Annotated in this window: 18 protein-coding genes and 2 CRISPR repeat arrays; of the genes, 5 read left to right on the top strand and 13 right to left on the bottom strand. The window is 53.6% G+C overall.

Annotated elements, in window-relative coordinates; translation table 11 throughout:
• Positions 1-11: 11 nt before the first annotated feature.
• Together dnaB and RHK62_RS02365 are read left to right on the top strand one after the other, a co-directional pair.
• A complete protein-coding gene (dnaB, locus tag RHK62_RS02370; protein ID WP_310453212.1) occupies positions 12-1,361 on the top strand; it encodes a replicative DNA helicase in 1,350 nt (449 codons plus the stop codon).
• 102 nt (positions 1,362-1,463) lie between these two features.
• Positions 1,464-2,222 (top strand): ChaB family protein, encoded by a 759-nt coding sequence (locus RHK62_RS02365; RefSeq protein ID WP_206200907.1) that lies wholly within the window; start codon positions 1,464-1,466, stop codon positions 2,220-2,222.
• Between the two features lie 67 nt (positions 2,223-2,289).
• Here the strand turns inward: RHK62_RS02365 and RHK62_RS02360 are convergent, their stop codons facing one another.
• The 3 genes from RHK62_RS02360 to RHK62_RS02350 form a co-directional block, all read right to left on the bottom strand.
• Positions 2,290-4,167 (bottom strand): hypothetical protein, encoded by a 1,878-nt coding sequence (locus RHK62_RS02360; RefSeq protein WP_206200906.1) that lies wholly within the window; start codon positions 4,165-4,167, stop codon positions 2,290-2,292.
• A 61-nt stretch (positions 4,168-4,228) separates the two neighbouring features.
• Complete coding sequence (gene guaA, locus RHK62_RS02355; RefSeq protein WP_304941102.1) at positions 4,229-5,836, bottom strand: glutamine-hydrolyzing GMP synthase; 1,608 nt, start codon at positions 5,834-5,836, stop codon at positions 4,229-4,231.
• Positions 5,833-6,045, bottom strand: a complete 213-nt coding sequence (locus tag RHK62_RS02350; protein ID WP_302678745.1) for a hypothetical protein — start codon at positions 6,043-6,045, stop codon at positions 5,833-5,835. The genes guaA and RHK62_RS02350 overlap by 4 nt, the downstream gene beginning before the upstream one ends.
• Between RHK62_RS02350 and RHK62_RS02345 the strand changes: the two genes are divergently transcribed.
• Positions 6,044-7,123 carry an Mrp/NBP35 family ATP-binding protein gene (locus RHK62_RS02345; protein WP_149820305.1) on the top strand — a complete coding sequence of 360 codons (1,080 nt, stop codon included), beginning with the start codon at positions 6,044-6,046 and terminating at the stop codon, positions 7,121-7,123. The genes RHK62_RS02350 and RHK62_RS02345 overlap by 2 nt on opposite strands.
• A complete protein-coding gene (gene lspA, locus RHK62_RS02340; protein ID WP_206200904.1) occupies positions 7,120-7,596 on the top strand; it encodes a signal peptidase II in 477 nt (158 codons plus the stop codon). Before RHK62_RS02345 ends, lspA begins: the two co-directional genes overlap by 4 nt.
• Here lspA and RHK62_RS02335 read toward each other — a convergent pair.
• Both RHK62_RS02335 and RHK62_RS02330 read right to left on the bottom strand, forming a co-directional pair.
• Positions 7,593-8,348 (bottom strand): metallophosphoesterase family protein, encoded by a 756-nt coding sequence (locus tag RHK62_RS02335; RefSeq protein WP_310453211.1) that lies wholly within the window; start codon positions 8,346-8,348, stop codon positions 7,593-7,595. The genes lspA and RHK62_RS02335 overlap by 4 nt on opposite strands.
• 11 nt (positions 8,349-8,359) lie before the next feature.
• Positions 8,360-10,027: a DUF3370 domain-containing protein gene (locus tag RHK62_RS02330; RefSeq protein ID WP_302678743.1), complete on the bottom strand. Its 1,668-nt coding sequence runs from the start codon at positions 10,025-10,027 to the stop codon at positions 8,360-8,362.
• A gap of 482 nt (positions 10,028-10,509) precedes the next feature.
• Between RHK62_RS02330 and RHK62_RS02325 the strand changes: the two genes are divergently transcribed.
• Positions 10,510-11,238 carry a response regulator transcription factor gene (locus RHK62_RS02325; protein WP_206200901.1) on the top strand — a complete coding sequence of 243 codons (729 nt, stop codon included), beginning with the start codon at positions 10,510-10,512 and terminating at the stop codon, positions 11,236-11,238.
• Here RHK62_RS02325 and RHK62_RS02320 read toward each other — a convergent pair.
• The 8 genes from RHK62_RS02320 to RHK62_RS02285 all read right to left on the bottom strand — a co-directional run bounded on the left by RHK62_RS02320 (position 11,235) and on the right by RHK62_RS02285 (position 25,509).
• Positions 11,235-13,076: an NYN domain-containing protein gene (locus RHK62_RS02320; RefSeq protein WP_310453210.1), complete on the bottom strand. Its 1,842-nt coding sequence runs from the start codon at positions 13,074-13,076 to the stop codon at positions 11,235-11,237. The genes RHK62_RS02325 and RHK62_RS02320 overlap by 4 nt on opposite strands.
• 59 nt (positions 13,077-13,135) lie before the next feature.
• On the bottom strand, positions 13,136-14,149 hold the full coding sequence (rlmN, locus tag RHK62_RS02315; RefSeq protein WP_310453226.1) for a 23S rRNA (adenine(2503)-C(2))-methyltransferase RlmN: 1,014 nt from the start codon (positions 14,147-14,149) through the stop codon (positions 13,136-13,138).
• Between the two features lie 465 nt (positions 14,150-14,614).
• A CRISPR array of direct repeats spans positions 14,615-16,509; the repeat unit is 36 nt; unit sequence GTGCCTCTACCTCTGATGCCGTAAGGCGTTGAGCAC.
• 34 nt (positions 16,510-16,543) lie between these two features.
• Positions 16,544-17,683 carry a glycosyltransferase gene (locus RHK62_RS02310; protein ID WP_310453209.1) on the bottom strand — a complete coding sequence of 380 codons (1,140 nt, stop codon included), beginning with the start codon at positions 17,681-17,683 and terminating at the stop codon, positions 16,544-16,546.
• A 13-nt stretch (positions 17,684-17,696) separates the two neighbouring features.
• A complete protein-coding gene (sipA, locus tag RHK62_RS02305; protein WP_302677217.1) occupies positions 17,697-17,912 on the bottom strand; it encodes a regulatory protein SipA in 216 nt (71 codons plus the stop codon).
• Positions 17,913-18,004: 92 nt separating this feature from the next.
• Positions 18,005-18,379: a cytochrome c gene (locus RHK62_RS02300; protein WP_302678739.1), complete on the bottom strand. Its 375-nt coding sequence runs from the start codon at positions 18,377-18,379 to the stop codon at positions 18,005-18,007.
• A gap of 125 nt (positions 18,380-18,504) precedes the next feature.
• Positions 18,505-19,836 carry a four-carbon acid sugar kinase family protein gene (locus tag RHK62_RS02295; RefSeq protein WP_310453208.1) on the bottom strand — a complete coding sequence of 444 codons (1,332 nt, stop codon included), beginning with the start codon at positions 19,834-19,836 and terminating at the stop codon, positions 18,505-18,507.
• Between the two features lie 236 nt (positions 19,837-20,072).
• Complete coding sequence (metH, locus tag RHK62_RS02290; protein WP_310453207.1) at positions 20,073-23,624, bottom strand: methionine synthase; 3,552 nt, start codon at positions 23,622-23,624, stop codon at positions 20,073-20,075.
• 216 nt (positions 23,625-23,840) lie between these two features.
• A CRISPR array of direct repeats spans positions 23,841-24,691; the repeat unit is 36 nt; unit sequence GTTTCCATTTAATCTACTTCCCCGAAGGGAAGCAAG.
• A 194-nt stretch (positions 24,692-24,885) separates the two neighbouring features.
• Entirely contained in the window at positions 24,886-25,509 is a 624-nt protein-coding gene (locus RHK62_RS02285; RefSeq protein ID WP_399364952.1) for a lysozyme, read from the bottom strand.
• Positions 25,510-25,546 lie beyond the last annotated feature (37 nt).

The following is a 25,546-nucleotide window of genomic DNA, read 5'->3' as shown; positions in this document are numbered from 1 at the left end:
TAGCCTCCTTGATGGTTCAGGAGCCAAGTTTTCAGCCCGATAGCCAACTGATTCCCCCCCAGAACCTCGAAGCGGAAGAGTGGATCTTGGGGGGTATTCTCTTAGACCCGGAAGCCATCAACCGCGTGGTGGATATTTTGCCGGTTGAGGCCTTTTACCTCAGTGCCCACCGCGAGATCTATCGGGCAGCGGTTTCGCTCCACAGTCGCGGCAGCCCCACGGATCTGCTGTGCGTTACCGCTTGGCTACAGGATCAGGGGCTATTGGAACGAGTTGGGGGGCACACCAAGCTGGTGGAACTGGTCGAGCGCACAGTGAGCGCGATCAATATCGATCGCTACGCCCTCTTGGTCAAGGAAAAATACCTGCGCCGTAAGCTTATTGAAGCCGGTACCCATGTGGTGAAGCTGGGTTACGATAGCAGCCTCCCATTGAATGTGATCTTGGATCAGGCCGAGCAGCAGATCTTTAGTGTGACGCAGGATCGGATTCAGCAGGGATTGACCCGCACCGATGAAATTCTTACCCGCACGTTTACGGAATTGGAGCAGCGGGCGATCGGTCATATTCAGCCGGGTCTATCCTGCAATTTCTATGATCTGGACAACATGACCCAAGGCTTCCAGCGATCGGACTTGATTATCATTGCCGGTCGTCCTTCAATGGGCAAGACGGCGATCGCCCTACAGATTGCCCGTCGCATTGCCGAAATTCATAATCTGGGGGTGGCGATCTACAGCCTTGAGATGTCCAAGGAGCAACTGGTGCAACGTCTCCTTGCCAGCGAAGCCCGCATTGACAGCAACTATTTACGGGCGGGGCGCATTAGCCAACACCAGTGGGAACCCCTAAGTCGGGCGATCGGTATTCTCTCGCAACTGCCCATCTACATTGACGACACTCCCAATCCCACCCTTGGGGAGATTCGCTCCACTGCCCGTCGTCTCCATGCCGAGCATCCCAATGGCCTCGGCCTCATTTTGATTGACTATCTGCAACTAATGGGTGGCGAAGAAACTACCGAAGGTCGGGTGCAGGAACTCTCCAAAATTACCCGCTCCCTCAAGGGACTGGCGCGGGAACTCAATGTCCCTGTCATTGCCCTCTCCCAACTCAGCCGCAGTGTTGAATCACGGCAAAATAAACGCCCCCTGATGTCTGATTTGCGCGAATCCGGCTCTATTGAACAGGATGCCGACTTAGTGATTCTGCTGTACCGCGATGAATATTACAACCCTGACACCCCCGATCGCGGCATTTGTGAACTCCTGATTGCCAAGCACCGCAATGGCCCAGTGGGCACCGTCAAGCTCCTCTTTGACCCCCAATACACTCGCTTTGAAAACCTTGCCCGCGATTAGTCGAGTGGGGAGAGCGTTCTGTTTCCTCACCTTGGAGGTTCGGTGTCAACGATAATTGCTCGTATCTATACTGGGGTCATGTCCTGATGAGGAAACCCATCAATGCGTACGACTTTTGCTCAACCAGCAACAAAATGTGTCTCGGCCACCTTCAAGGAAGAGGCCAAAGTCAAAGAGGCGATCGAACGACTCTTGAATCGCGGTGTGCCCAAGGAAAATATCTCAATCATTGGCCGCAATTTTCAGTCTGAAGCCCGCATTAGTGGATTTATTACTAAGAAAGATATTATTTTGGATGGCGTCACCACGGGTGCCCTCTATGGCTCGGTGTTTGGTTCACTGCTGAGTTTGCTGACCGGAGTCGGCGTTCTGTTTATTCCTTTTATTGGCGTTGTGGCTGCTGCTGGCCCTCTGGCGGCTGCCCTTTTGGGGGCGACCAGTGGTGCGCTCTATGGTGCTTTGGGCGCCGGCCTAGGATCCGCACTGATTTCCTTGGGGATGCCGCAGGACAAAGCTGCCATTTATCAAACGCGGGTACAGGCAGGTGAATTTTTGCTGGTCGTTGAAGTCCCTGAGGACAAAGCCGGCGAGATTTTTCTCCTATTGCAATCCGCTGGCGGTCAAGAGGCAGCCATTACGGAGATGCAAATTCCGCGTCAGCCTGAGGGGCAGTTGTCTGGGCCAGAGGATATTTCCCCAGAGGTACGCGCAGATCTCTCGGAGGCCGCTCAGTCTAAATTTGTCGAAGCCTACAACGAGGCGCTGAAGGAGTCCAACGATGAAAAAAATGCCCTCATTAAGGCGTGGGAGCACATCAAACGCCTCTTCCAACGGGATGATAAAGGCATCTACGGCAGTTAGGTGTTAGCCCCTGCTCCCCCTTCATTGCGCTTGAGGGGGGACTAACAACTATTGAGTTTGCATGACTTTAATTCTCCTGTGGCCGCGATCCGCCAAACAGCCAATGGAGGTTGACCCCCACCCCCGGCGACCCCTGACCGACAAGACCTGCATTGGGAATACTGCTGCCGACTGCCGTTGATCCATAGAGATCAATGCCTAGTCCCCACTGGGGCACGACGTAACGCAAGCCGGCACTATAGACCCCCGTTTGCCCAAAGACCGGCGTGGCTTCGGCAATGAATTGGAGGTTGCGGACTACCTCAACATTGAGGCCGACCCCCACACCACCGACGATTTTTTGGCTGGGACTAAAGATGCCCAACTTGGGATTCAACAGGAGTGCCACATTCTTGGTTGGCTCATACATAAAGGCCAGTTCCAAGCCGCCTAGGGAACGACTGCCACCTCCCCCCTGCTTAATGCCACGATTAAATGAGCCTTGAAAGGCCAAAGAAAAGGGATCCCCTTGAGCCTGATCGAGGAAACGCAACTTCGCTGCTAGCCCCAACTGCAAGTTACCGCTGTAGTTGATGTTTTCGATGAGGGTTTCGCCGCGTTCCCACTGTTCAATGGCAATGGCAAATTGGGCATCGTAGGCAAGACCAAAGCCCACCTGAAAACCGGTTCCTGTGGTGCCGCTATTGCCCCGCAGGTGCAGCATCCCCGGATCAAGGGTGCTGGGGGAGGTAAGGGTGAGGCCATTGAGTAAAAGCTGGCGATCGCGATCCGTGAGGGGTTGCCGAGGCCCACTGCGAAAACTGGGCAAAAAGGGTGGCGCAAAATCAGGCCCCATATTGGGGGTATAGCTTAATCCCGCCATGACACCCACTTGATCCGCACCGGGCAAAAAAGCCAAGGTACGACTTGCAGGTGTAATGCCAAAGGCGTTGGTGGCTGCCAAATCAATACTCACTGAAGGGTTCACTAGAAAGCGCACACCGGCACTCCACACGGGCAGGTTGACGATCGCGCCATCGCTACTGCGCACGGCATTGCCCCCCGGACCGACGGGCATATTGACATCGGCAAAAAGATTAAAGCGAGGATGGGGCTGCCAACTGATGCCTGTGCCAAAGTTGAAGTTCGTGCCGTAAAATTCTCCTCCCTTGTTCACTGTGTCGGGAAAATAGGTGAGGTTGGGCGTAAAGTGCCACTGCAACTGGGGATTAAAGGAATAGGTCATTGGCGCTTGCAATGAGGCGGCAACCGTCCAAGTACCTGCTTGGGCAGCACCCGGCACAAAGAGGAAATTGTCCGATCGCACCCGTACTGCCTCTAGGGAGCCAGCCACAGCCACCGATAGATTCTCGCCGCGATGCACTTGATATTTGAGACCAGCAGCGATCGCCCCAAACTGAAGGTCGGGCTGTAGCCCCTTCACCAAGCGTCCCAAGGGATCGTCGTAGTAATTGCCACTAAAGCTCACTTGTAAGCGATGATTGATCGCATAGTCAATGGAGCCATAGAAAATTTGCAGACCGCCGCCGCCCCCAGCCACTTGGGGATCATAGTTGCGAATTCCCCCCCGTAGTTCAAGGGTTTGCTCCGGCAGGATATTGGCAGTCTCCAAGTTAAAGAGACGGGTGGGCGGACGCATTAAGGGAGGAATGCGATACTGGGGTTCCTCGGCAATGACGGGTGTCGGTGCCTGCTCAGCTACAGGGGGCAAAATGGGTTGCGCCAGTTCTTCTGGCGTTGCTGGCTGCCACGGGCGATCGCCCCTAGGTTCGGGAACGGCTTGCCATTGGGGCAGTGCTTCCACCGTTGGTGCCACTTCAAAGGTGGGGTGAGTTATTGGCCGAGCCTCAATTTGCCATTGGGGCGGGCTAGATTGCGCCGTTGCCGCGAGGGGCAGCCATACACCTGCACTAAAGCCAAGGGCCAGCGTCCATTTGCCATTCATGCCACATCACTCACACCACCATCTCTCCCAGTTAAACCGATCGCTCCCCTTTCTGGCAAATTTATTCCCACTCAATGGTTCCCGGTGGCTTGGAGGTAATGTCATAGACCACCCGATTCACCCCCGGCACCTCGTTGACAATGCGGTTGGAAATGCGCTCGAGGAGATCGTAGGGCACCCGTGCCCAATCAGCGGTCATTCCATCTTCACTGGTGACAAACCGCAGCACCACTGGATAGGCATAGGTTCGCTGATCGCCCATTACCCCCACAGTGCGAATCGGCAGCAGCACCGCAAAGGCTTGCCAAAAGTCGTGGTACATCTCGGCGCGGTTAATTTCCTGCCGCACAATCAGATCCGCATCCCGCAGAATCTCTAGGCGTTCCGGGGTCACTTCCCCCAGAATCCGAATCGCTAAACCGGGACCGGGAAAAGGATGCCGCCGCACAATTTCTTCGGGCAGACCCAGCGATCGCCCCACTTGGCGCACTTCATCCTTGAAGAGCTTGCGCAGGGGTTCCACCAGCTTAAAGCGCAGGTTTTCCGGCAGACCGCCCACATTGTGGTGGCTCTTGATTTTCACCGCTACGCGCTCGCCGGTTTGCGGGTCAATGTTGGTATTTGCCGATTCAATGACATCGGGATACAGCGTGCCCTGAGCAAGGTAGTCAAAAGGCCCTAGCCGCTGCGACTCTTCTTCAAAAACGCGGATAAATTCATGGCCAATGCGTTTGCGCTTTTCTTCGGGGTCTGTGACGCCCACCAGTTGGGCAAGGAAGCGATCGCGGGCATTGACGTACTCCACCTTGATGTGAAACTGCTCTTGAAAGAGCTTGAGGAGTCGCTCCGGTTCGCCTTTGCGCATGAACCCTTGGTCAATGAACATACAGGTGAGTTGATCGCCAATGGCGCGGTGGAGCAAAAAGGCCAGTGTCGAGGAATCCACCCCCCCCGATAGGGCAAGGAGTACCCGTTTGTTCCCCACTTTGGCGCGCACTTCACGGATCGCTTCTTCGACAAAGGCAGCCGTTGTCCAAGTGGGTTCACAATCGCAGATGTGATAGACAAAGTTGCGGATCAGGGCAATACCGCCCACGGAGTGCACCACCTCTGGGTGGAACTGAACGCCATAGAGTTTCCGCTCTGGATGGGCGATCGCCGCCATTGGCGTATTGTGGGTATGCGCCAAGACGCGAAAACCGGGGGGCAACTCGGTGACGCTATCACCATGACTCATCCACATAATTGTTTCTTGCTCAACATTCGTGAGCAGATCCGTGGGGTCGTCAATAAAGAGCGCTGCCTTGCCATACTCGCCAGCGGTGGCTCGCTCCACAGTTCCCCCCAACTGTTGCACCATCAGTTGCATGCCATAGCACACGCCAAGGATGGGAATGCCGAGGTTCCAAATTTCTGGATCACATTGGGGAGCATTCTCGTCATAGACGGAGTTGGGGCCACCGGAGAGAATGATGCCCTTGGGGGCTAATTGGGCAAGTTGCTCAGCAGTGGTGCGGTAGGAAATGACCTCGGAATAGACTTGGGTCTCTCGAATGCGGCGGGCAATAAGTTCGGAGTATTGCGACCCAAAATCAAGAATGACAATAAGTTGGCGTTGCAGGCCTTGGCCGGCGGCTGTGGCGGGTTGGTGGAGGGTGGAGTGAGTCAACGTTGCAATCCTTCTGATCCCAAATGGCTAATACTTTCCAGAATACCGCCCTTTTCTGAAATATAGTGTAGGCAAATGGGGGTGTGATCCTGTCTGAGAGCGGTCTTGGCTTGCATCGTTGGCTGTATCGCTGCTGTGGCTGGCGGAGGAATCTGCCCAACGATGGTACGATCGCTATCTAAGTAGCGAATGTAACGAATCACCTGCATGAGTGCCCCCCTTACTGTTGAGTCTGTGTTGGCCGTTCTCCGTCCTGTGGAAGATCCCGAGTTACGGCGATCGCTAGTGGAACTCAACATGATCCGCGATGTTGCCATTGAGGATGGCACGGTTCGCTTTACACTGGTACTGACAACCCCGGCTTGTCCCCTACGGGAATTTATTGTCGAGGATTGCAAGAAGGCCGTCTTTACTCTGCCGGGGGTGATGGATGTGCAAGTGGCGGTTACCGCTGAAACGCCGCAGCAAAAGAGCCTGCCCGATCGCACCGATGTAGCAGGAGTCAAGAACATTATTGCCGTCTCCAGTGGGAAAGGGGGGGTCGGCAAAAGTACCGTTGCGGTGAATTTAGCCCTTGCCCTTGCCCAAGCGGGGGCTGCCGTTGGCATTATTGATGCGGATATCTATGGGCCGAATGTTCCCACGATGCTGGGGCTAGAGGATGCCATTGTCGAAGTGCGCAAGGAAGCCAGAGGCGATGTCCTGTTACCTCCGGTAGCTCATGGTTTGAAAGTGGTGTCGATGGCCTTCCTGATTGATCGTGATCAGCCGGTCATTTGGCGCGGTCCCATGCTCAATGGCATTATTCGCCAATTTCTCTACCAAAGCGATTGGGGCGCATTGGACTATCTGATTGTGGATTTGCCCCCCGGCACTGGGGATGCCCAACTCACACTGGCGCAAGCGGTACCAATGGCAGGTGTAGTGATTGTAACAACGCCCCAACCTGTTGCCCTTGGGGATGCACGGCGGGGATTGCGGATGTTTCAGCAGTTGGGAGTCACAGTCCTTGGGCTAGTGGAAAATATGAGCTACTTTATTCCCCCCGATTTGCCCAATCGTCGCTATGACATTTTTGGCAGTGGGGGCGGCGAAGCCTTGGCGGCGGAAATGGGTGTACCCCTTTTAGGACAGGTGCCTTTGGAATTGCCCGTGCGGGAAGGGGGAGATTTGGGTCAACCGATTCTCATTGCGGATCCGCAGTCTGCTTCGGCGCAAGCCCTACGGGCGATCGCCCAACAGGTGGCGGCACGGGTCTCAGTGGCCGCCCTTAGTCCTGTGGGATGAGCAGTAAGCGGCTCAAGATCAAGAATCCCCTTTTTTGGTGGGCGGCTGGCCTCGCCTTAGTTAGCGATCGCCTGACGAAAGCATGGATTGTGGCCACCTATGCCCTAACAGTACCGCCGCAAACAACGCCCATTATCCCCGGTGTCTTTCACATTACCTACGTTACAAATACTGGGGCGGCCTTTAGCCTCTTTGCCAATGGCAGTGTCTGGTTGCGCTGGCTGTCTCTCATCGTGAGCTTGGGTCTGATCACTTGGGCGGTGCTCGGTCCGAGATTAGATCGCTGGCAGCAAGTGGGCTATGGCTGTTTACTGGGTGGCGCCTTAGGCAATGGCATTGATCGCTTTCTCACGGGCGAAGTCGTTGACTTCTTGGATTTTCGCTGGATTCAATTTCCCGTCTTTAACGTGGCGGATATTGCCATTAATATCGGCATTGCGTGTCTTTTGTGGTCGGCATGGCGCCAGCGCTAGCTCGTGCTCCAAGAGAAATCTGCCAAATCCACAAGGAATGTTTCCAGTTTCCCTTGGCGGGTACCGCCGTAGAGGACATTCACTTGATAGACCCATTGATTCGTCCAATCCAGCGCCGTCAACCAGCCACTGCGGCGATGATAAGCACCGGTTTCAATGTCTATCCAGCCAGCACCCCGCACGATTTGTCCTGCTTCGACATTGGGAAACGTAAAGGTAATCGTGTGGCCGACCACAATTGTTTTATCCGCAAAGTAGGGGATGGGGTGGCCTAAAAACGACTCGCGGATCCAGCAGCACTCTTTACTGGTTTGCTGCACTAGGGGCAGTGTTGGATCAAGCCCCGCATGGACGATAAACACCGTTCCCAAATCCTGATAAAAAGGCACTCTGTGCAGCCAGTCGAGGTGCTGCCAAAGCAACTCTGTGGAGGTGTAGCTGGCAAGGGTCTCATCCCCACCACTATTCGACCAGACAAAGAGCCGCGCTGGATTGATTTGTTTATTCTCAAAGGTGAAGAGCATCATGTCTTCGTGGTTGCCGCGCACAGCACCATAGCCACACTGGCGCACTAATTCCACGACAGCGGCACTACTCGGCCCTCGATCCACAAGGTCGCCAAGAAAGTACAGGCGATCGCCCACGCGAGGTGAAACGAGATCTAGTAAACGGCACAGGCCTTCATAGTGACCGTGGACATCCCCAATGAGAACAAGGCGATTGTCCTTTGGCCACGCGGCGCGATCGCCCACTCTCGTCACTCCTAGGGTGTCGTCACGGGTGTGAGGGACAAAGAATTGGGAGCGGCCGGCACTTGAGTCGTGTTCTCATAGCTAGGACCAAGCAATGTCGCTACTGTCAGCACTTGGGGTGGGGTGGCATCGGGTGGGTAGAGTAGATCCACAGTAACATCCCGTTTTTCACCTGGACGCATATTTAATGTCACTAATGGTTCTCCCCGCTGACCCCGCCGCTGTACCAAATGGACATAGCGCTCTTGCCTCTGTCCTAAATCATCTGTAAAGCGAACACGCACCGTTCCCCGGAAAAACACTTGGGGAGCCGGGGGTTCCAAAAATTGGAGGACGACACTGCGGTGATCTTGTTTGAGAGGGGTTTGCAGCGTTAGCACCACCGACTGGAACTGACGGGTATTGTTGACCAAGGGCAAGGTCAAACTATAGTGAACACCATAATTGCCATGGGCGTAGTAGGCGGTGTCTGGATAGCGTACCAACATGGGGGCACTTTGAATTTGACCCGTGCCAAGGGTGCCGCGGTGCAGCGTACTAATGCCATAGGAGATGGCTCGCCCCGGTGCCGGAATCGTTAAAGCCTGTCCATGGGTTTGGCCATCGGTGAGGGTGGCTTGCCAGCGAGAGCCTTGACTGACACCGGCCACACGGCCATAAAAGAAGCGCCCAAACTGACCACTATTGGGGGGCGTGGGTGGAATGTCGCGGGGGGTAACCAGTTGACCGCGATGGAGCATTGCCCACCATTCCTCTAGGGTGGGTGCCCGTTCGGTGCCCTGCTCGTTCATGCGGGCAAACATTGACATTTGCGCTAAGTAAATCGGGCCACTACTTTCTAAATACATCAGGGTGGAACGGCCATTGGAGGAGGAGACCTCACCAAAGGGATTTGTATCCGGGATTAGGGGTAACTTGGGGCCGACGCTGCCATCGGCATTGAGCATAAACTCTGCCCGAACCCGATTGAGTACCGCATTGGGAAATTGAGTGGGCAACGGCAGCGGCAAATTCGCCAGCATCCGCGCTTCGCGAGGGGGAATGGTTATCTGTGAGGGAAAGAACGTCTGCCGTACCCCCCGCAGCACTTGGTTGGTGACGCGACTCCCAGGCCCTGAAAAAACAAAGCCCGTGGGGTTATCGAGCATGGCGGGCAAATTGCGGAAGGGAGCATCTGGCGTACTTAAAAAACTAGCGGCTTGATGAAATCTCACCGTGACATAGCGATCCGTTGGGTTATAGGCAAGCAGCCCCAAATAGAGGGTTGGCGTACTCACCGCCCGATTGGATTGGGTAATGTGGTGGGCAAAGACATCAAAGCGCCCCTCTAAGGGATAGTTGAGGTGAGCCGCCGGTTGCCATTTCCCGTGGGGTGGAAAGGTGGAGAGGAGAATCCCCTCAGAGCGCACCATCTCTGGACTATTGCTGTTAAACACGGGGACATCGTCCAACTTGCCGGGTAAAGGACGAATGTCTTGGGGGAAGTAGGCAAAATTGGTGGGTGTGACGTAGGCCGTTGCCGCAGGTGGCGAGGGGACTTCAGGGGGTCTTAGATTGGCGGGTACAGTATTGGCTTGGACAACAACATTCGAGCGAAGCGAATATCCCTGTACCAGAGTGGATGCATGTTGGGGTGGAGTTGCTAGAGCGGCTTGTGCCACAAGAATGGGAGCAAGCATATTCGATCCAAACCACAGCATTACATGAGTGAGCAGTTCGCAAAAGTCAGGACAGGATCATCGTTTCTGCCCAAAAGTTGCATTCCCAAAGTATAGCCTAGGTTTGTAGAAAATCCGCTCAAGACCGCATAGAGCTCGCGGCATGAACGTAATTCCGGTTTAGCTTGCTGCGCGTAATGCCAGCCTAGAACTGGGTTTCAGACTGCGCCAAGTGCTGATTAGAAAGTGGTCTAGGCCAATTCTCGATTGTTCAGTGTCCTATAGATTGGCCACGCTCAGCACTGGACAAGTTGATGCAGGATAGCCTCTGATCTGCTGGAGGTATCCCTTATTTTAGAGTAAGTTCTGTATCCCTAGATTGGTGTCAAATATTCAGAAAATCTAAAGAAACTCAACAAAGTCTTAAGGTTTTTGCTGCCATGTTTATAATTCTCTCAGAAGCGGTAGTTGGCCGCCCGTGAGGATTGAGTACTGTCAATTTTATGAAGCCCCGCATCTTAATCATTGATGATGACCCTGCGATCGCTGACGTTTTGGCAATTAACCTGCAAATGGCGGGCTACGAGGTCACAAAGTCCTTAGATGGGATGCAAGGGCAAGCCCTCGCCGTGCAACTCTCTCCCGATCTGATTCTCCTTGACCTGATGTTGCCCCAAGTGGATGGCTTTACAATTTGCCAACGCCTGCGCCGCGATCCCCGTACTCAAGATATTCCGATTTTGATGTTGACGGCCCTCAGCCAAACCCATAATAAAGTGGAAGGATTTAATGCCGGTGCCGATGACTATCTCACCAAGCCCTTTGAATTGGAGGAAATGCTGGCCCGGGTACGCGCCCTCTTGCGCCGCGCCGATCGCATTCCCGCCACGGCAGGCCATCGCGAAATCCTCAGCTATGGGCCATTGACACTAGTGCCTGAACGATTTGAGGTCTCTTGGTTTGGCAAAATTATTAAGCTGACGCGCCTTGAATTTGAACTCCTGCACTGCCTGCTGCAACGCCATGGCCAAACGGTCTCCCCCAGTGAAATTCTCAAGGAAGTCTGGGGCTATGACCCCGATGATGATATTGAAACTATTCGCGTCCACGTCCGCCACCTGCGGACAAAACTAGAGCCGGATCCGCGGAATCCGCGCTATATCAAAACCGTCTATGGGGCTGGCTACTGTCTGGAACTGCCCAGTCAGATTGAGCCACCATCTGCATCCTAGGTTGGGTTGTTCGCAGTCGGTAGTTGTAGAGGCTTGAGGGGAACCGCTTGGGCAAAGACCTGCTCATTGATGGTTTCACCAATCTTGCTGAGGCGTTCTGCCACGGCTTGGCGAAAGCGAATTTGTAGCTCGATCGCCAAACTAGAAAAGTCCGTGATGGCAGGGTTGAGGGTGAGGGTGTTCCCTGTTCGTGTTAGAACGCCCGCTTTGACATAGTTGGCGATCGCCCGCTTAATCCCCTGCTGACCAATGCGCTGCTGCCGCCGACGAGCTTGCTCAAGAATAATATTTATCATTCTCTCAAAAGGGGCATTGCGGGGACGATGGGCAATTAACCACTGTCCCACCTGAGTCAGTAAAAAATCTGCCGCCACTTCATCGGCAAAGATACCACGGTAGATCGAGACGGTGTGAATGGTTTGGGGACTGGAGGTGCGCAGGGTGTAGCGCTCAGGTAGGTTATTGCGCCAGCAGAGAATCGTTCTACCCAATTGACCATTCACCGCAACGCCAATTTGTAACTGATGGTGTGTGGTTAAGTAGGCCACTAATTCAGAGGGCTTGCAAAAGCCAAATCGCAGCGGATCCAATTGGGGGGCAACGGATCTCATTTCTAAAAATACGGTATTAAAGACCATACCCCTAGCCAATTCTCGCCGTCTTGTTGCATCAGTGGTGTAGTAGGAGAATAGCTCCAAAAGTTTTTCAGTTTCCCGTTGTTGAATCGCCGATGGCGGAATTTGTTCATAGTTCAACGGCTCAATGGGAAGACGCCGAGGTGAGGATGGCGCGGTGCGATTTTCTCGATTGGGTTGACGCGGGGGAGGCGTGCCGTTTCTGCCATTGGTGGCGGGGTCGGACTGAATGAAGGGATTCTCAAGGAAAATAAATTGGTGGCACACCCGCTGAAAACTATCACTGGCGGCATTACGGTAGGCACAGCCAATCACGGTTTTACCGTAATCCCGTAGGCGTAGGGCAATGGAGCCAAAGCCACCATCGCCGGAGATGAGCACAAAAGTATTGATGTCGGGATGCTGGTAGGCTAGATCAATGGCATCAAGGGCAAGTTGAATGTCCGCTGCATTACGCTGATTGTGATTGCGACCATAGACCCCTACCCGCTCGATTTGCGATCGCTCCAGTTGAGCGTTGAGGGCTTGGAGAATTTGATTTTGCCAGTTCCCATAGGCACGCTGGATGGCGATTTCCCCCAGATCAATAGTGCTTTTAATTGCCTCCAGAACGTTGTCTAGGGAAACAAGCTCATTCACTTTGGCGGGGTCTAGTCGCTGCCCTTGGTTAAAGACTAAGTTCTCAATGTCGTAGAGGACAGCGGTTTTTAGGGCAGTTGCTGGGGGTTGGGGTCTTTGCAGGAGTGTCTGAATGGTTTGCAGAGCCGCACTCTGGGCATGAATGGCTTCAATGAGCGGTTCAAGTTGCTGCGCCGTCGCCGTGTTAACAGCAGCGTCCCTTTGATTGTCCTTGAGGGTTTCCAGCCTCTGCATGATCTCGTTGTGAATTGGGTGCAGGGCTTCAGGAAGTGCTTGGTGCAGTTGCTGTTCAAGGTCAGTGAGTTGTTGGCGTTGTTGTGCCAGTTCTTGCAGCAGCAGTGCCTTGAGTTCGGTGCTCTCTGGGGAGGAGGAGAGGACGGTGTGAATGTCTCGAATGAGGCGATCGCTACGGCGTTGGTTCTTTTCAATGAGGGGCGCACCCGCAAGGGCACCGATGCCACTCCCTAAAAGGGTTGCTAAGGGTTGTTGGGGTTGAATCAGTGTGGCAATACCACCGAGGGCGATCGCGCTAACAGGAGCAATCAACCAAAGCTCTGGCTTCATTCAAAAAGGAAATGTGATAGGAATAACATGAATTAGAGAATCATGATAGCAAAAAATCTTTAGGCACTGAGTTGGGCTTGGCGCAGTTGGCCACAGGCGGCTTGCCGATCCAGACCCCGCGATCGCCGAATGCTGGCGGTTACCCCCAAGGCGTGCAGTTGAGCCAAAAATTGTCGCAATTGCTGATCACTGGGACGCTGATAGGCTGCCTCAGTAATCGGATTGTAGGGAATCAGATTGACATGGCTCTGAAAGCCCCGCAATAGCTGCGCTAGCTCCTCAGCATGCTGGGGGCGATCGTTGACCCCCGCCAGAACGGTATATTCAAAGGTGACGCGGCGCCCCGTTTGCTGCACATAGGCACGACAATCGGCAATTAGCTGTCTGAGGGGATAGTGCTTGGCGCTGGGAATGAGCTGCTCTCGCAGGCCTTGGTTGGGGGCATGGAGGCTGACGGCAAGGGTGATTTGCAACTGATATTGTGCCAGTCGCTGAATTTGTTGGGGAATACCAACCGTTGAGAGGGTAATGTGCCGCTGACCAATGCCAATATCGCGATTCAAGCAGGTGACCGCTGGGATAACAGCCGCTAAGTTTAAGAGTGGCTCTCCCATACCCATAAACACCACATGGCTGACGCGCCGCCTCATTTCACTCTGGATCGTTAGCACCTGATCGACGATTTCATGGCAAGCCAGATTGCGGCGATAGCCCCCTTTGCCCGTGGCACAAAAATCACAGGCCATGGGGCAACCCACTTGGGAAGACACACACACCGTCAGGCGATCGCCACTGGGAATGCCCACCGTTTCAATGGTTTCGCCATCAGCTAAGGTCAACAGAAGCTTCACAGTGCCATCTTGGGCATCATGGCGATAGCGAATCTCTGAGCGGCCAATCTCTACTCCTGCGAGGGTATCACGCCACCGTTTGGGAAAAACTGTAATCTCTTGGAGCGATCGCGCCCCCTTTTGATAGAGCCACTGATGGAGTTGTTGTGCCCGATAGCTAGGCTGCCCTTGGGCTTCGACCCATGCTTTCAACTCTACTGCGGACTGTCCCAGCAGCGCCATAGTGTTCAACCGCTTCACTTCCCCTTGATCCTAACAAACTGCCAACCTGCTCTTTTCTGGAATAGGGGCACAAGAAAGAACGCTGAGGCGCTGGGACAATTGCTTTGCAGTTTTGCTAAGAGCAGTTAATCTTTCTCTTGCTGACGGGTCAGCAGCACTAAAATTTGCGAGACCCCAGAGAATGCCAGCTGAGTTTTGTCCAAGATTGTGGCGCATGCAAGCACCTCTGGATTCAAATATTCTCTGATACGGCTGATATTCAAAGATAGCCCCTTGACTTGGTTTGAGAGTTTTTGTTAGATTTAGAGGTGCTTGAAAATCTCTGAACCTATTCCCCAGAGCGGGATTGACAACTGAATACTGGCCGAGGCTAAAAATTTTACAGTCACAAAAAAACCAAGTGCCAGAGGTGCTTGAAAAGTGACTGTGCTAAGCTAGTCCTAGAGGCATTTCTAGGGCGCCGCTGTGCCTCTACCTCTGATGCCGTAAGGCGTTGAGCACAGGGAACGTCCGGCCCAGATGGATACCGAGTCTGCGTGCCTCTACCTCTGATGCCGTAAGGCGTTGAGCACTAATAAAAGTGCAAGTGTAGGTTATCTGGATTGATGGTGCCTCTACCTCTGATGCCGTAAGGCGTTGAGCACCCACTGAGCCGGGACAGCAAAAATCCCGCGTCGTGTGCCTCTACCTCTGATGCCGTAAGGCGTTGAGCACAATACGCTGGAGACTTCCGGGGCGCCAACCAACCAGTGCCTCTACCTCTGATGCCGTAAGGCGTTGAGCACGAGAAAAGTCCGGCAGCTGTAGGGCTTTCCGACACTGTGCCTCTACCTCTGATGCCGTAAGGCGTTGAGCACAATTCTTGGGAGGGCTCGGCTTCCCGCGACAGTTGTGCCTCTACCTCTGATGCCGTAAGGCGTTGAGCACTTCTGGAAGTCACGCGCCTAGATGGGCAGCCAGACAGTGCCTCTACCTCTGATGCCGTAAGGCGTTGAGCACTGGGGAATCTTGTTACAAGTATACCCGCGGTATAGGTGCCTCTACCTCTGATGCCGTAAGGCGTTGAGCACCTTTCTGAAGCTTCTGCACAAGCAAGAATGAGTTCTGTGCCTCTACCTCTGATGCCGTAAGGCGTTGAGCACATTGAGATACCTTTAGAAAGATATACAGAAGTAATGGTGCCTCTACCTCTGATGCCGTAAGGCGTTGAGCACATCTCTGGCTAAAAACTTTTCAGGTCTAACTAGATGTGCCTCTACCTCTGATGCCGTAAGGCGTTGAGCACCAGTAACTCGTTTACTGTTTGCCTTGGATCTAGAAAGTGCCTCTACCTCTGATGCCGTAAGGCGTTGAGCACGCGTTAGCAGGAATAGCATCGTTATCGTTTGCTTCTGTGCCTCTACCTCTGATGCCGTAAGGCGTTGAGCACCCTAGGTTAGAAAACTGAAAATCTTAGTTATTGGTGTGCCTCTACCTCTGATGCCGTAAGGCGTTGAGCACGGTGGGGCAAGGTTGTGGCGATCGATGGTGGTGGTGCCTCTACCTCTGATGCCGTAAGGCGTTGAGCACAAGGTACTAAAACGGTCAGGCTAGCGCCTTTAGCGGTGCCTCTACCTCTGATGCCGTAAGGCGTTGAGCACCTTTTGAGCAATACACACTCAAAATCGAAAAGCGTGTGCCTCTACCTCTGATGCCGTAAGGCGTTGAGCACTGTCTTGCACAAAAATGTTTTTAGAATAAGCAAGCTCGTGCCTCTACCTCTGATGCCGTAAGGCGTTGAGCACAGCGCTAACGGAAGCACGTCAATGGTGACCACTTGTGCCTCTACCTCTGATGCCGTAAGGCGTTGAGCACAACACTACAACAGAAACAAACGACAACGACGCTAGTGCCTCTACCTCTGATGCCGTAAGGCGTTGAGCACCTAATAGAGTACTTGAAAGAGGCGGTACAATTCCTGTTTTATAGTGCCTCTACCTCTGATGCCGTAAGGCGTTGAGCACGTATTTAGCTGTTTGCCGTGGTAAAAAATAGCCAGTGCCTCTACCTCTGATGCCGTAAGGCGTTGAGCACATTTCGCAGTGTTGTTAGAGTGCATCCAAGACAGCTGGTGCCTCTACCTCTGATGCCGTAAGGCGTTGAGCACTCTACTGTCAAAGTGGCATAACCGAAAATTTGGTTATGTGCCTCTACCTCTGATGCCGTAAGGCGTTGAGCACGTACATTAAAAAAATCAGTTGGGGGTTTAATTGGTCTGTGCCTCTACCTCTGATGCCGTAAGGCGTTGAGCACGTTCATGTTAATCTCCTACTTTCTACTAGCTAGTGCCTCTACCTCTGATGCCGTAAGGCGTTGAGCACTGGATTCGCTCGGCAGCAGGGGCGGGAACTCGCATCACCCTTGATTTGCCGATGCCGTCAACAGTTGTTGCAGGTACATCTGCGCAGGGGAATAGTCAGGGTTAAATTCAAGGGTCTTTTGAAAATAGGCGATGGCGCGATCGCGCTCCTGAAGGGTCATGTAGGTAAAACCTAGACTATAGGCAGGTTGGGTGGTCATCCACTGGCGATCGAAGGGTTCAGCGCGATCGTAGGTTCCCTGCTCAAAAAGCTCTAAACAGCGGTGAAAGTAGGGCAGTGCCCCCCGATGCAAGCCCAATTCAAAGATGAGGAGTCCAGCAACATAGAGTAGGGGTGGATAGCGATCAAAGAAGCGTAGGCCATAGCTGAGGTAATACTGAGCCGTTTCGTAGTCCTTGGCCTCAAAGGCACGGTAGCTCACCCAAAAAAGAAGATGGCGCAGCCAAGTCGTCTCCTGAGGCAGAATTCCCTGTGCCACGGCAGGGGCAATTTGCTCAAGGGCTTGTTCATACCAAGCTTGGGCGCGATCGCCATCGCCACAGGCGGCATAGTGATCTCCAAGACACACCAAGTTTTGCAGTCGGCGATCGCCCTGCTGCACCATTTTTTCGAGGATGGGAATATTGCGATCGCGAAGCTTTGCCAGAAACTGATCTGGCGTCTGTTGGTTGTGGTGAATGAGATAGACCCCCTGCAACTGACCCACCACTGTCTGCCGCTCCCGATAGTACAGTTGCTCATGGAGTGCCCCGGCAAAGTGAAGATCAGGAAAACGGCGGCCAAAGCGGACATTCCAAAACTCACTCCAGTTGCGATCGCTCGCCTGTTCACGGCGCAGCAGACTCCACTGATTGATGGCATCCCCACTTGCAGCGCTCAACTGGTCTCGCCATTGGGGATCTGTAACCACCAATTCTTCATCGGCATCAATGTAAAAGACCCACTCCCCGCTTGCATGGGCTAGGGAGGCATTGCGGGCGGCAGCAAAATCCGCTTGCCAGACAACGGCATGGACATGGGGAGTAAACTCGCGGGCAATGGCGATCGTCTCATCGGTGGAACCCGTGTCTACAACAATGATTTCATCCACCCAAGGCTGCACCGACTGCAAGCAGCGCCGTAATTGATGGGCTTCGTTTTTGACAATCATGCACAGAGACAGCAGCGGAGCCATAGCAGCGAAGGCACTACAGCCGTTTGAGATACTTGGCTTCCAGCAAAAAGGCACCCCGCGCTAGGCGCACGACCCAATAGTTCCCCGGTTGCTGGCCGAGGATCACCCCCTCTTCACCGAGGGTGAGGATACTGGCGGGACGCAACATTGGCATTGGCTCCGCTGTTTTCACATAGGGGGGCAGTTCCACAAGGCGAACGCGATCGCCCACCGCAAAGGCTTCTTCCATTCCCACCAAAGAATGCTCGAAATGCGTAATTCTGGTAGCACAATTTTCAATTTAATATACTGGTTTCGCCTGTGAGATTTTTGTCAAAAGTTTTAGAGTGTCTTCAAGTAGCTTAATAGGTCGGCCATGTCTTGGGGTTGGGCTTGAAACTTGGGCATGGGAGGGGTATCGCCGCTAATAATTTGCTGGATGAGCTTTGCTTGCGATCGGCGGTGGCTAATCTGCACAAGGCTAGGACCCACTTCGCCCTTGCCATCAATGCCATGGCAAGCCGCACAGTTGAGAATAAAAATTTGCTCGCCGCGACTCGGATCGCCCACCGCTGCTCGTACCGATTGAATGTAGGGATCCCGCAGGGGCAATAGCAGAGAAACCCCCCAACCGCCACCCACCACCAGCACGACCAAGACAGGCAGCAGCCAGCGCCATACCGTTGATCGAACCCCAACCGTGTTGACTAAACTCATTCACTTATCGGGAAAGATTAAAAATTGTTTATTATTGTTACAACTGCATTCTAAACCCTGAGCTCAGCGAGATTCAAGCCACTAAGTAAAAATTCCTAGACAAAAGCAAGGGCTTGAGCTATCCACTAAGGACTGTAAAAGCGACGATACACCATGCGCAATGCCTCGCGATCGCCGACATTGCCGGGGAACAGCACCACTGGTAATGCGGGAAAACGGGGATGATCAGCACCCGTGCGCACCACGGAGCAGCCCGGAATCACTTGCCCCAAGAGGCGAACCGTGGCTAAGTTTAAGCCCTTACTCAGCACATCGTTGGAGGTGATGCCCCCCTTGCTGATCAGGTAGCGCAAATCGGCGGGCAACTGCTGGACGATCGCCATCAGCACTTCCGAGACTCGCTGCCCAAAGGCTAACCGTGTCACTGCATCCGCGAAGGTGAGTTCCTCACGACTGGTAAAGATGACGGGGGTTTTCTCACTGGCGATCGCCTGATCCACTGCCGCCAAGACTTCGTTGATAATGTCAGGTTCAGCCGCCCCACTGTCGCGCAATCGAGCCACGGGCACTTCAATGGGAAACACATCGGGTTCCTCCAGCAAAGCGGTCAGTTGTTCAGTAGTTTTGCGCACGTGGGAACCCACCAAAATCGCACCATAGCGGCCAGGGCGGCAATAGGTGGCCATTGCCTCTGGGGGGGTGGGCTGGGGCGGCAGCTGCGCTAAGGCCGTGAGCAAACTGGCAGCACTGCGGAACAAAAAGCGTTTTCCTTGACTGGCAAGCTCAAGCACTGCTGCTGCAAATTGGTCTAAATCCTCTTGGCTCTCGGCATCCACCACCCCGCAGACATTGCCTTGTAACTGACTCAAGCGGCTGCGCAGGGTCTCTGGATTGCGCACATCGGCAAGGACAAAACGCTCTACGGCTGCGGCGGGGATGCGCCCTTGGGTCTTTTCGGCCACATAGTCGGGTAAGTAGCTGTGGTGATAGCCAAAGACGGAATCGCGGGCAAACTCCGTTTCATGAACGGGCACCGGCTGACCTGCAACAAGCAGATAGTGCTGGCTATCACGGGTAATGCGCCCCCCCTCTAAAAAGGCAGGCACCAGAAAATGGGCATCAAAGGGTCCCAGTTCAGCGGCAATCACATCGGTTTCAAGGGGGTAGTGGCCGCGGAGGGTGGAGTCGGAACGGCTGACAACCATGTAATCGGTGGTACCAGTTTGGGCGATCGCCGCCTTCAAATGACAGCAAACGGTGCGCGTGACCTCCGCTGCGATTTCTGGAGGCAAAGCACGGGTATTGGTGAGGATAAAGAAAATGGGCACCCTATCGGTGAGGCCACGACAGAGGGTATCCACATCCCAGCGGGTCAACAGCAGGCAACTGTGCACTGTTTGCGAACCGGTGGGGTCATCATCTAGAACAATAATTTTTGGGCGCGTCACCGAGGGCATCTCCGACACTCTTTCGTTTGCAGTTTATCATTGGGGCGATCGCGACAGTTCTTTTCTAAAACATGGGGTACCTAGGGTGATAAGAATTCTTGAGAACTCTTGAAAAATCCGATCTGGTTGCTCCCTATGAATGCTTGTTGTCAATGGATTATTGGGTGCCTGTTTAGGGGATGCCCTTGGTGTACCCATGGCAGCGTCTTTTGAATGATTAGTTTTAGCACGCAGAAAGCTGAGGCTTAGACGCTGAAATACTTGGCGGTGGGATGGTAGCAGATGATCGCCGTGGTGGATTGCTCAGGGTAGAGTTGTTCACTCTCGTCCATATACATCCCCATGCGATCGCTCTCGAGGAGTCGCAGTTGCGTATATTGATCCTGCATATTGGGGCAGGCAGGATAGCCAAAGCTATAGCGGGAGCCTTGGTAGCGCTGGGCAAGAATATCGCGAATCGACTCTGGATCGGGAGTGCAGCCCAATTCACGGCGAATGCGGGCATGACACCACTCTGCGAGGGCTTCCGCCGTTTGCACCGCCATGCCGTGGAAGTAGAGGTAGTCACTGTATTGATTGGCCGCAAATAGCTCCTGCGCCACTTGGGTAGCAATTTCACCAACGGTCACCGCTTGCATGGGAAAGACATCAATGATGCCCGATGCCACAGGGGCAAAAAAGTCGGCAATACAGAGGCGGCGGCCACTCTTTTGACGAGGGAAGGTAAACTGGGCGATCGCCCGCTCAGGGATGCAGGCACTTTTGTCACCAACCCGCTGCGGATCGTAGAGATAGACCGTGTTACCCTCACTTTGGCAGGGGAAGTAGCCATAAATCAGTTCAGGATGGAGTAGGTTTTCCGCAAGGATGCGCTGTTTCCACTCCTCAAGGATGGGATAGACCTTCTCGGCAAGGAAAGCATCATAGGTGGCACGGTCTTGATCCTTGGGTTTGCGAAACTGCCACTGACCCGCAATCAGGGCTTGGAGATCCAGATAGGCAAAGACCTCAGAAAGGGGAATCTGATCCGCCTTGAGGTGACGAATGCCCCAGAAGGGGGGTGTGGGGCGGGGAATCTCCACCGCAACAGCTTCAGAACGGCGTGTATCTACTACTTCTGGCGTTTCGGGTTCAGTCACCGAGGGGGGTTCGGGGGCGATCGCCGGTGTGGCCTCTGCCTCTGGGGGAGAGACCGTTGTGCCATCCAAAAATCCTTGGCGATCGTCCCACTGCCCTGCGGCCTTTGCCCGCATCAACCGATCCATAAAGTGCAAATCGGCAAAGGCATCCTTGCCATAGATCACTTGACCGTGGTAAGTGGCGCGGCAATCCTCGTAGACAAATTTGGGCGTGAGGGCCGCCCCCCCCAGAATCACGGGAACGGTAATGCTCCGCTCATTAAAGACCTCCAGATTCTCCTTCATAAAGGCGGTGGATTTCACCAAGAGGCCGCTCATGGCAATGCAGTCTGCCTGATGCTCCTCATAGGCTTGGATGATATTTTCAACGGGTTGCTTAATCCCCAAGTTAATCACCCGATAGCCATTGTTGGTGAGGATAATATCCACCAAGTTTTTGCCAATATCATGGACATCCCCCTTCACCGTGGCAATAACGACAGTGCCCTTGGCGGTGTCCCCCGTGGCAGATTTCTCCATAAAGGGTTCGAGGTAGGCGACGGCGGCCTTCATCGTTTCTGCGGACTGCAAAACAAAGGGCAGTTGCATCTGCCCAGCGCCAAAGCGTTCACCCACCACCTTCATGCCATCGAGCAAGAAGGTATTGATAATTTCAAGGGGAGCATAGGTTTCAAGGGCTTTGGCGAGGGTGTCCTCCAGCCCCAGGCGATCGCCATCAATAATGTGGCGCTTTAGCCGCTCCTCAATGGGCAGGTTCTCCATCTGCGAGCGATCCGGTTGGGTGGTTTTGCCCTCAAAGAGACGGGTCAGTTCCGCAAGGGGGTCATAGACACACACGTCCCCCTCAAATCGCCGCCGATCATAGATCAGATCACGGCACACTTCTTGGTGCTCTGGCTCAATTTTCGCCAAGGGCAGAATCTTGGCAGCACTGACAATGGCAGCATCCATGCCCGCCTGCATCGCCTCATGGAGAAACATCGAGTTCAGGACTTGCCGCGCCGCTGGATTTAACCCAAAGGAGATATTCGAGACCCCCAGCAAAATATGACAGTTCGGCAGTTCAGCGCGGATACGGCGAATGGCGGCAATGGTTTCACGTCCGTTGACCCGATCCTCCTCAATCCCTGTGGAAATCGGCAGTGCCAAAGGGTCAAAGAAAATCTCGTAGGGGGGAATGCCGTAGTCAAGGGCGGCTTTATAAGCCCGTTCAGCAATGGCAAACTTCTTCTCAGCCGTTCGTGCCATCCCCTCTTCATCAATCGTGCCGACCACAACGCCAGCGCCGTAGGTTTTTGCCAGTTCCAAGACCTTATAAAAACGGGGTTCACCATCCTCAAAGTTGGTGGAGTTGAGCAGGCATTTCCCGCCAGCCACCTTTAGCCCCGCTTCCATTTTTTGCCATTCAGTGGAGTCAAGCATCAGGGGCAGGGTGACATTGGTAACCAACCGCGACACCAACTCGTGCATATCCCGCACGCCATCGCGCCCCACATAGTCCACGTTGACATCAAGGATGTGGGCACCTTCACGCACTTGGGCACGGGCAAGGGCAACGAGGCCATCCCAGTCTTCGGCATTGAGGAGATCGCGGCATTTTTTCGAGCCACTGGCATTGAGCCGCTCACCAATAATCAGGAAGGAATTCTCTTGGTCGTAGGGCTGCGGGCTGTAGATCGAGGCAGCCGCGGGAATCCGTTGGGGCGATCGCGCCTTGGGGGTCAGGGTGGCAGCAATTTCGGCAAGGGCAGCAATGTGATCCGGTCGAGTGCCGCAACAGCCGCCAATCACTTGCACCCCAAAGTCCTCGACAAAGCGGGTCAGAGCCAGCCGCAGTTCCATCGGTGTTAATTTGTAGTAGGCACAACCACCAATGTTCTCAGGCAAGCCGGCGTTGGGAATGCAGGAAATCACAAAGGGGGAGTGCTGCGAGAGGTAGCGGATATGCTCCGTCATCAGGTCAGGCCCTGTGGCGCAGTTGAGTCCCAAAATATCAATGGGATAGGGTTCCAGAATCGTCAGGGCAGCACCAATTTCCGAGCCAACCAGCATCGTGCCCTGCTGCTCCATCGTCACGGAGACCATGAGAGGGCGGCGTTCTCCCCGCTCTCGAAAGACGGCCATTACCCCATTGAGTGCCGCCTTGATTTGCAGCACGTCTTGGCAGGTTTCAATAATAAATAGGTCAACCCCGCCATCAAAGAGACCCGCCGCTTGTTCGCGAAAAGCTGTGTAGAGGGTGTCGTAGTCGATGTGGCCAAGGGTGGGGAGTTTGGTACCAGGCCCCATTGAGCCAGCGACAAAGCGGGGTTTTTCGGGGGTGCTAAATTCAGCGGCCACGGACTTGGCCAGTTCGGCGGCTTTCTTGCTAATTTCGTAGGCGCGATCGCCCAAATTGTATTCACTGAGAACAACGGAGGAGGCTCCAAAGGTATTTGTTTCAATGACATCGGCGCCTGCTGCCAAAAAGTCCCGATGCACCTTGGCCACCGCCTCTGGCTTGCTGATGACCAAGTATTCATTGCAGCCTTCGTACGCCTTGCCCCCAAAGTCCTCTGCCGTCAGGTTTTGCGCCTGAAGATTCGTGCCCATTGCGCCATCAAAGACAATGACGCGCCGCGGTTCTGCATGGAGATACTCAAGAAACGACATAGACATCCACCAAGGCCAGCCGATTTGCACCAGAGGGTTTTTCTGATTTTAATCTCTCCGGGAGCGGTACAGCCCTTTGCTCACGGATGGAACTGACAGCTCGGCCTTGACACTTCTTGCGACAAAAAAATTAGGGGTGCAGAAAAAATAGAATTCAACACCCCCCTTCAAAAAACTGAGTACTCAGCCTGTTTTTGATGACAGTATTTCTCTGTTCTTGTTGTTTCCATTTAATCTACTTCCCCGAAGGGAAGCAAGTTGCATTGAGTGAACCAAACATGAAACCTATTTCAATTGTTTCCATTTAATCTACTTCCCCGAAGGGAAGCAAGCCCGCAAGACCTGCGGGGACATCTGCATGCTCAGGTGGTGTTTCCATTTAATCTACTTCCCCGAAGGGAAGCAAGTAAATTCTCCAAGCCGCAGCAGGACACAGTTTTGTGGGTGTTTCCATTTAATCTACTTCCCCGAAGGGAAGCAAGTGATAGTAAAAATCACTAATGACGCTCTAGATCTAGTTTCCATTTAATCTACTTCCCCGAAGGGAAGCAAGACTTAAAGCTGTACACTTACCAGAAAAGCTTTTTATAGTTTCCATTTAATCTACTTCCCCGAAGGGAAGCAAGTTCCAGTTTGGGTTATATGAGGATGTTATACATCCTGTTTCCATTTAATCTACTTCCCCGAAGGGAAGCAAGTTTCGGGATAGCTTTTTTCCTGCCCAGATAACTTTTTGTTTCCATTTAATCTACTTCCCCGAAGGGAAGCAAGCTGCTAGTTCACAAAGCGCAATAAACATATTTTCAAGCTCAGTTTCCATTTAATCTACTTCCCCGAAGGGAAGCAAGCTAAGAACAACGCCCTATTGGCGGATATTATTTCCGCTGTTTCCATTTAATCTACTTCCCCGAAGGGAAGCAAGATGAGAAAGAAAAACAAACGCAGGGTTGCAAAAACCCTGGTTTCCATTTAATCTACTTCCCCGAAGGGAAGCAAGAAAAAGAACAAAAAGAAACCTCCGATTTATTTAAGGAGGTGTTTCCATTTAATCTACTTCCCCGAAGGGAAGCAAGAGCATCTTCAATATAGCCTCTCCCTGAGCGGATTGCAACCCCCTGTTCCGAGGGATCCCCTGCGAGGGGTGTCAAATCATTTTCTACGAAGCCACTGAAAATACTCAAACCCTCTTCTAGAGGGACTCCGAGGGATTCTACGCAAGAATCAGAAATTGGGGCACTCGAATAGATCCGTCGGCAGAGAAAATTGACTAGCGTAACGCATCCCTCCCCGGAGAGTGTGCAGTCTGGGAGGCGGCTAATTCTTGAGCCAACAGTTGCTGGTAAATCTCTTCGAGGTGGGGTGTGATCAGGTTGCTTTCAAGGCCGTAGCCCAGACTAGTCCATGTATCCGACAGTAGGGCAAAAACTTCCTGTACACGCCCCTCCCGCAAGAGTTGGGGAATATCGGCATTCCAAGCAGCCGGATCTGTCAGCCAGCGATAGACCACCTGATCTTGATACTCTGGGGCAAAGCTATAGCCCTGCCAAAACCAGCTCGGCGGTTGGGGATGATAGCGGGCGGCTTTTTCTTCCCAAGTGGTGGTGAGAAATTGATAGCGGCCTGCGGCGGTGGTACATAGGTGCTGATTGGGACCGCGGCGAATGGGAATACAGCGATCGGGATGCTGGCTGAGGTCTTGGACGTGTTCGCCACCATAGAGCAGGGTGTAGGGATTGGCGTCGTTGGCCTCACTGGCAGAAATGGTGCGCATCAGTGCCCGTACATAGGGATCACCCCCCTGCATGACTAAGGGGGCAATTTGACCCGGCTGCCAGCGGTACCAGTACCACCAGAGGGCACTTGAACGCGACCCAAAAAAGAAATAGCCCATGCCCACTAGAAGAGCGATCGCCAGCAACCAACGGGAA

Origin of the sequence: Thermosynechococcus sp. HY213 (assembly GCF_031460975.1) — a bacterium.
Classification (GTDB): Bacteria; Cyanobacteriota; Cyanobacteriia; order Thermosynechococcales; family Thermosynechococcaceae; genus Thermosynechococcus.
This window is presented reverse-complemented; position numbering and strand designations above follow the sequence as displayed.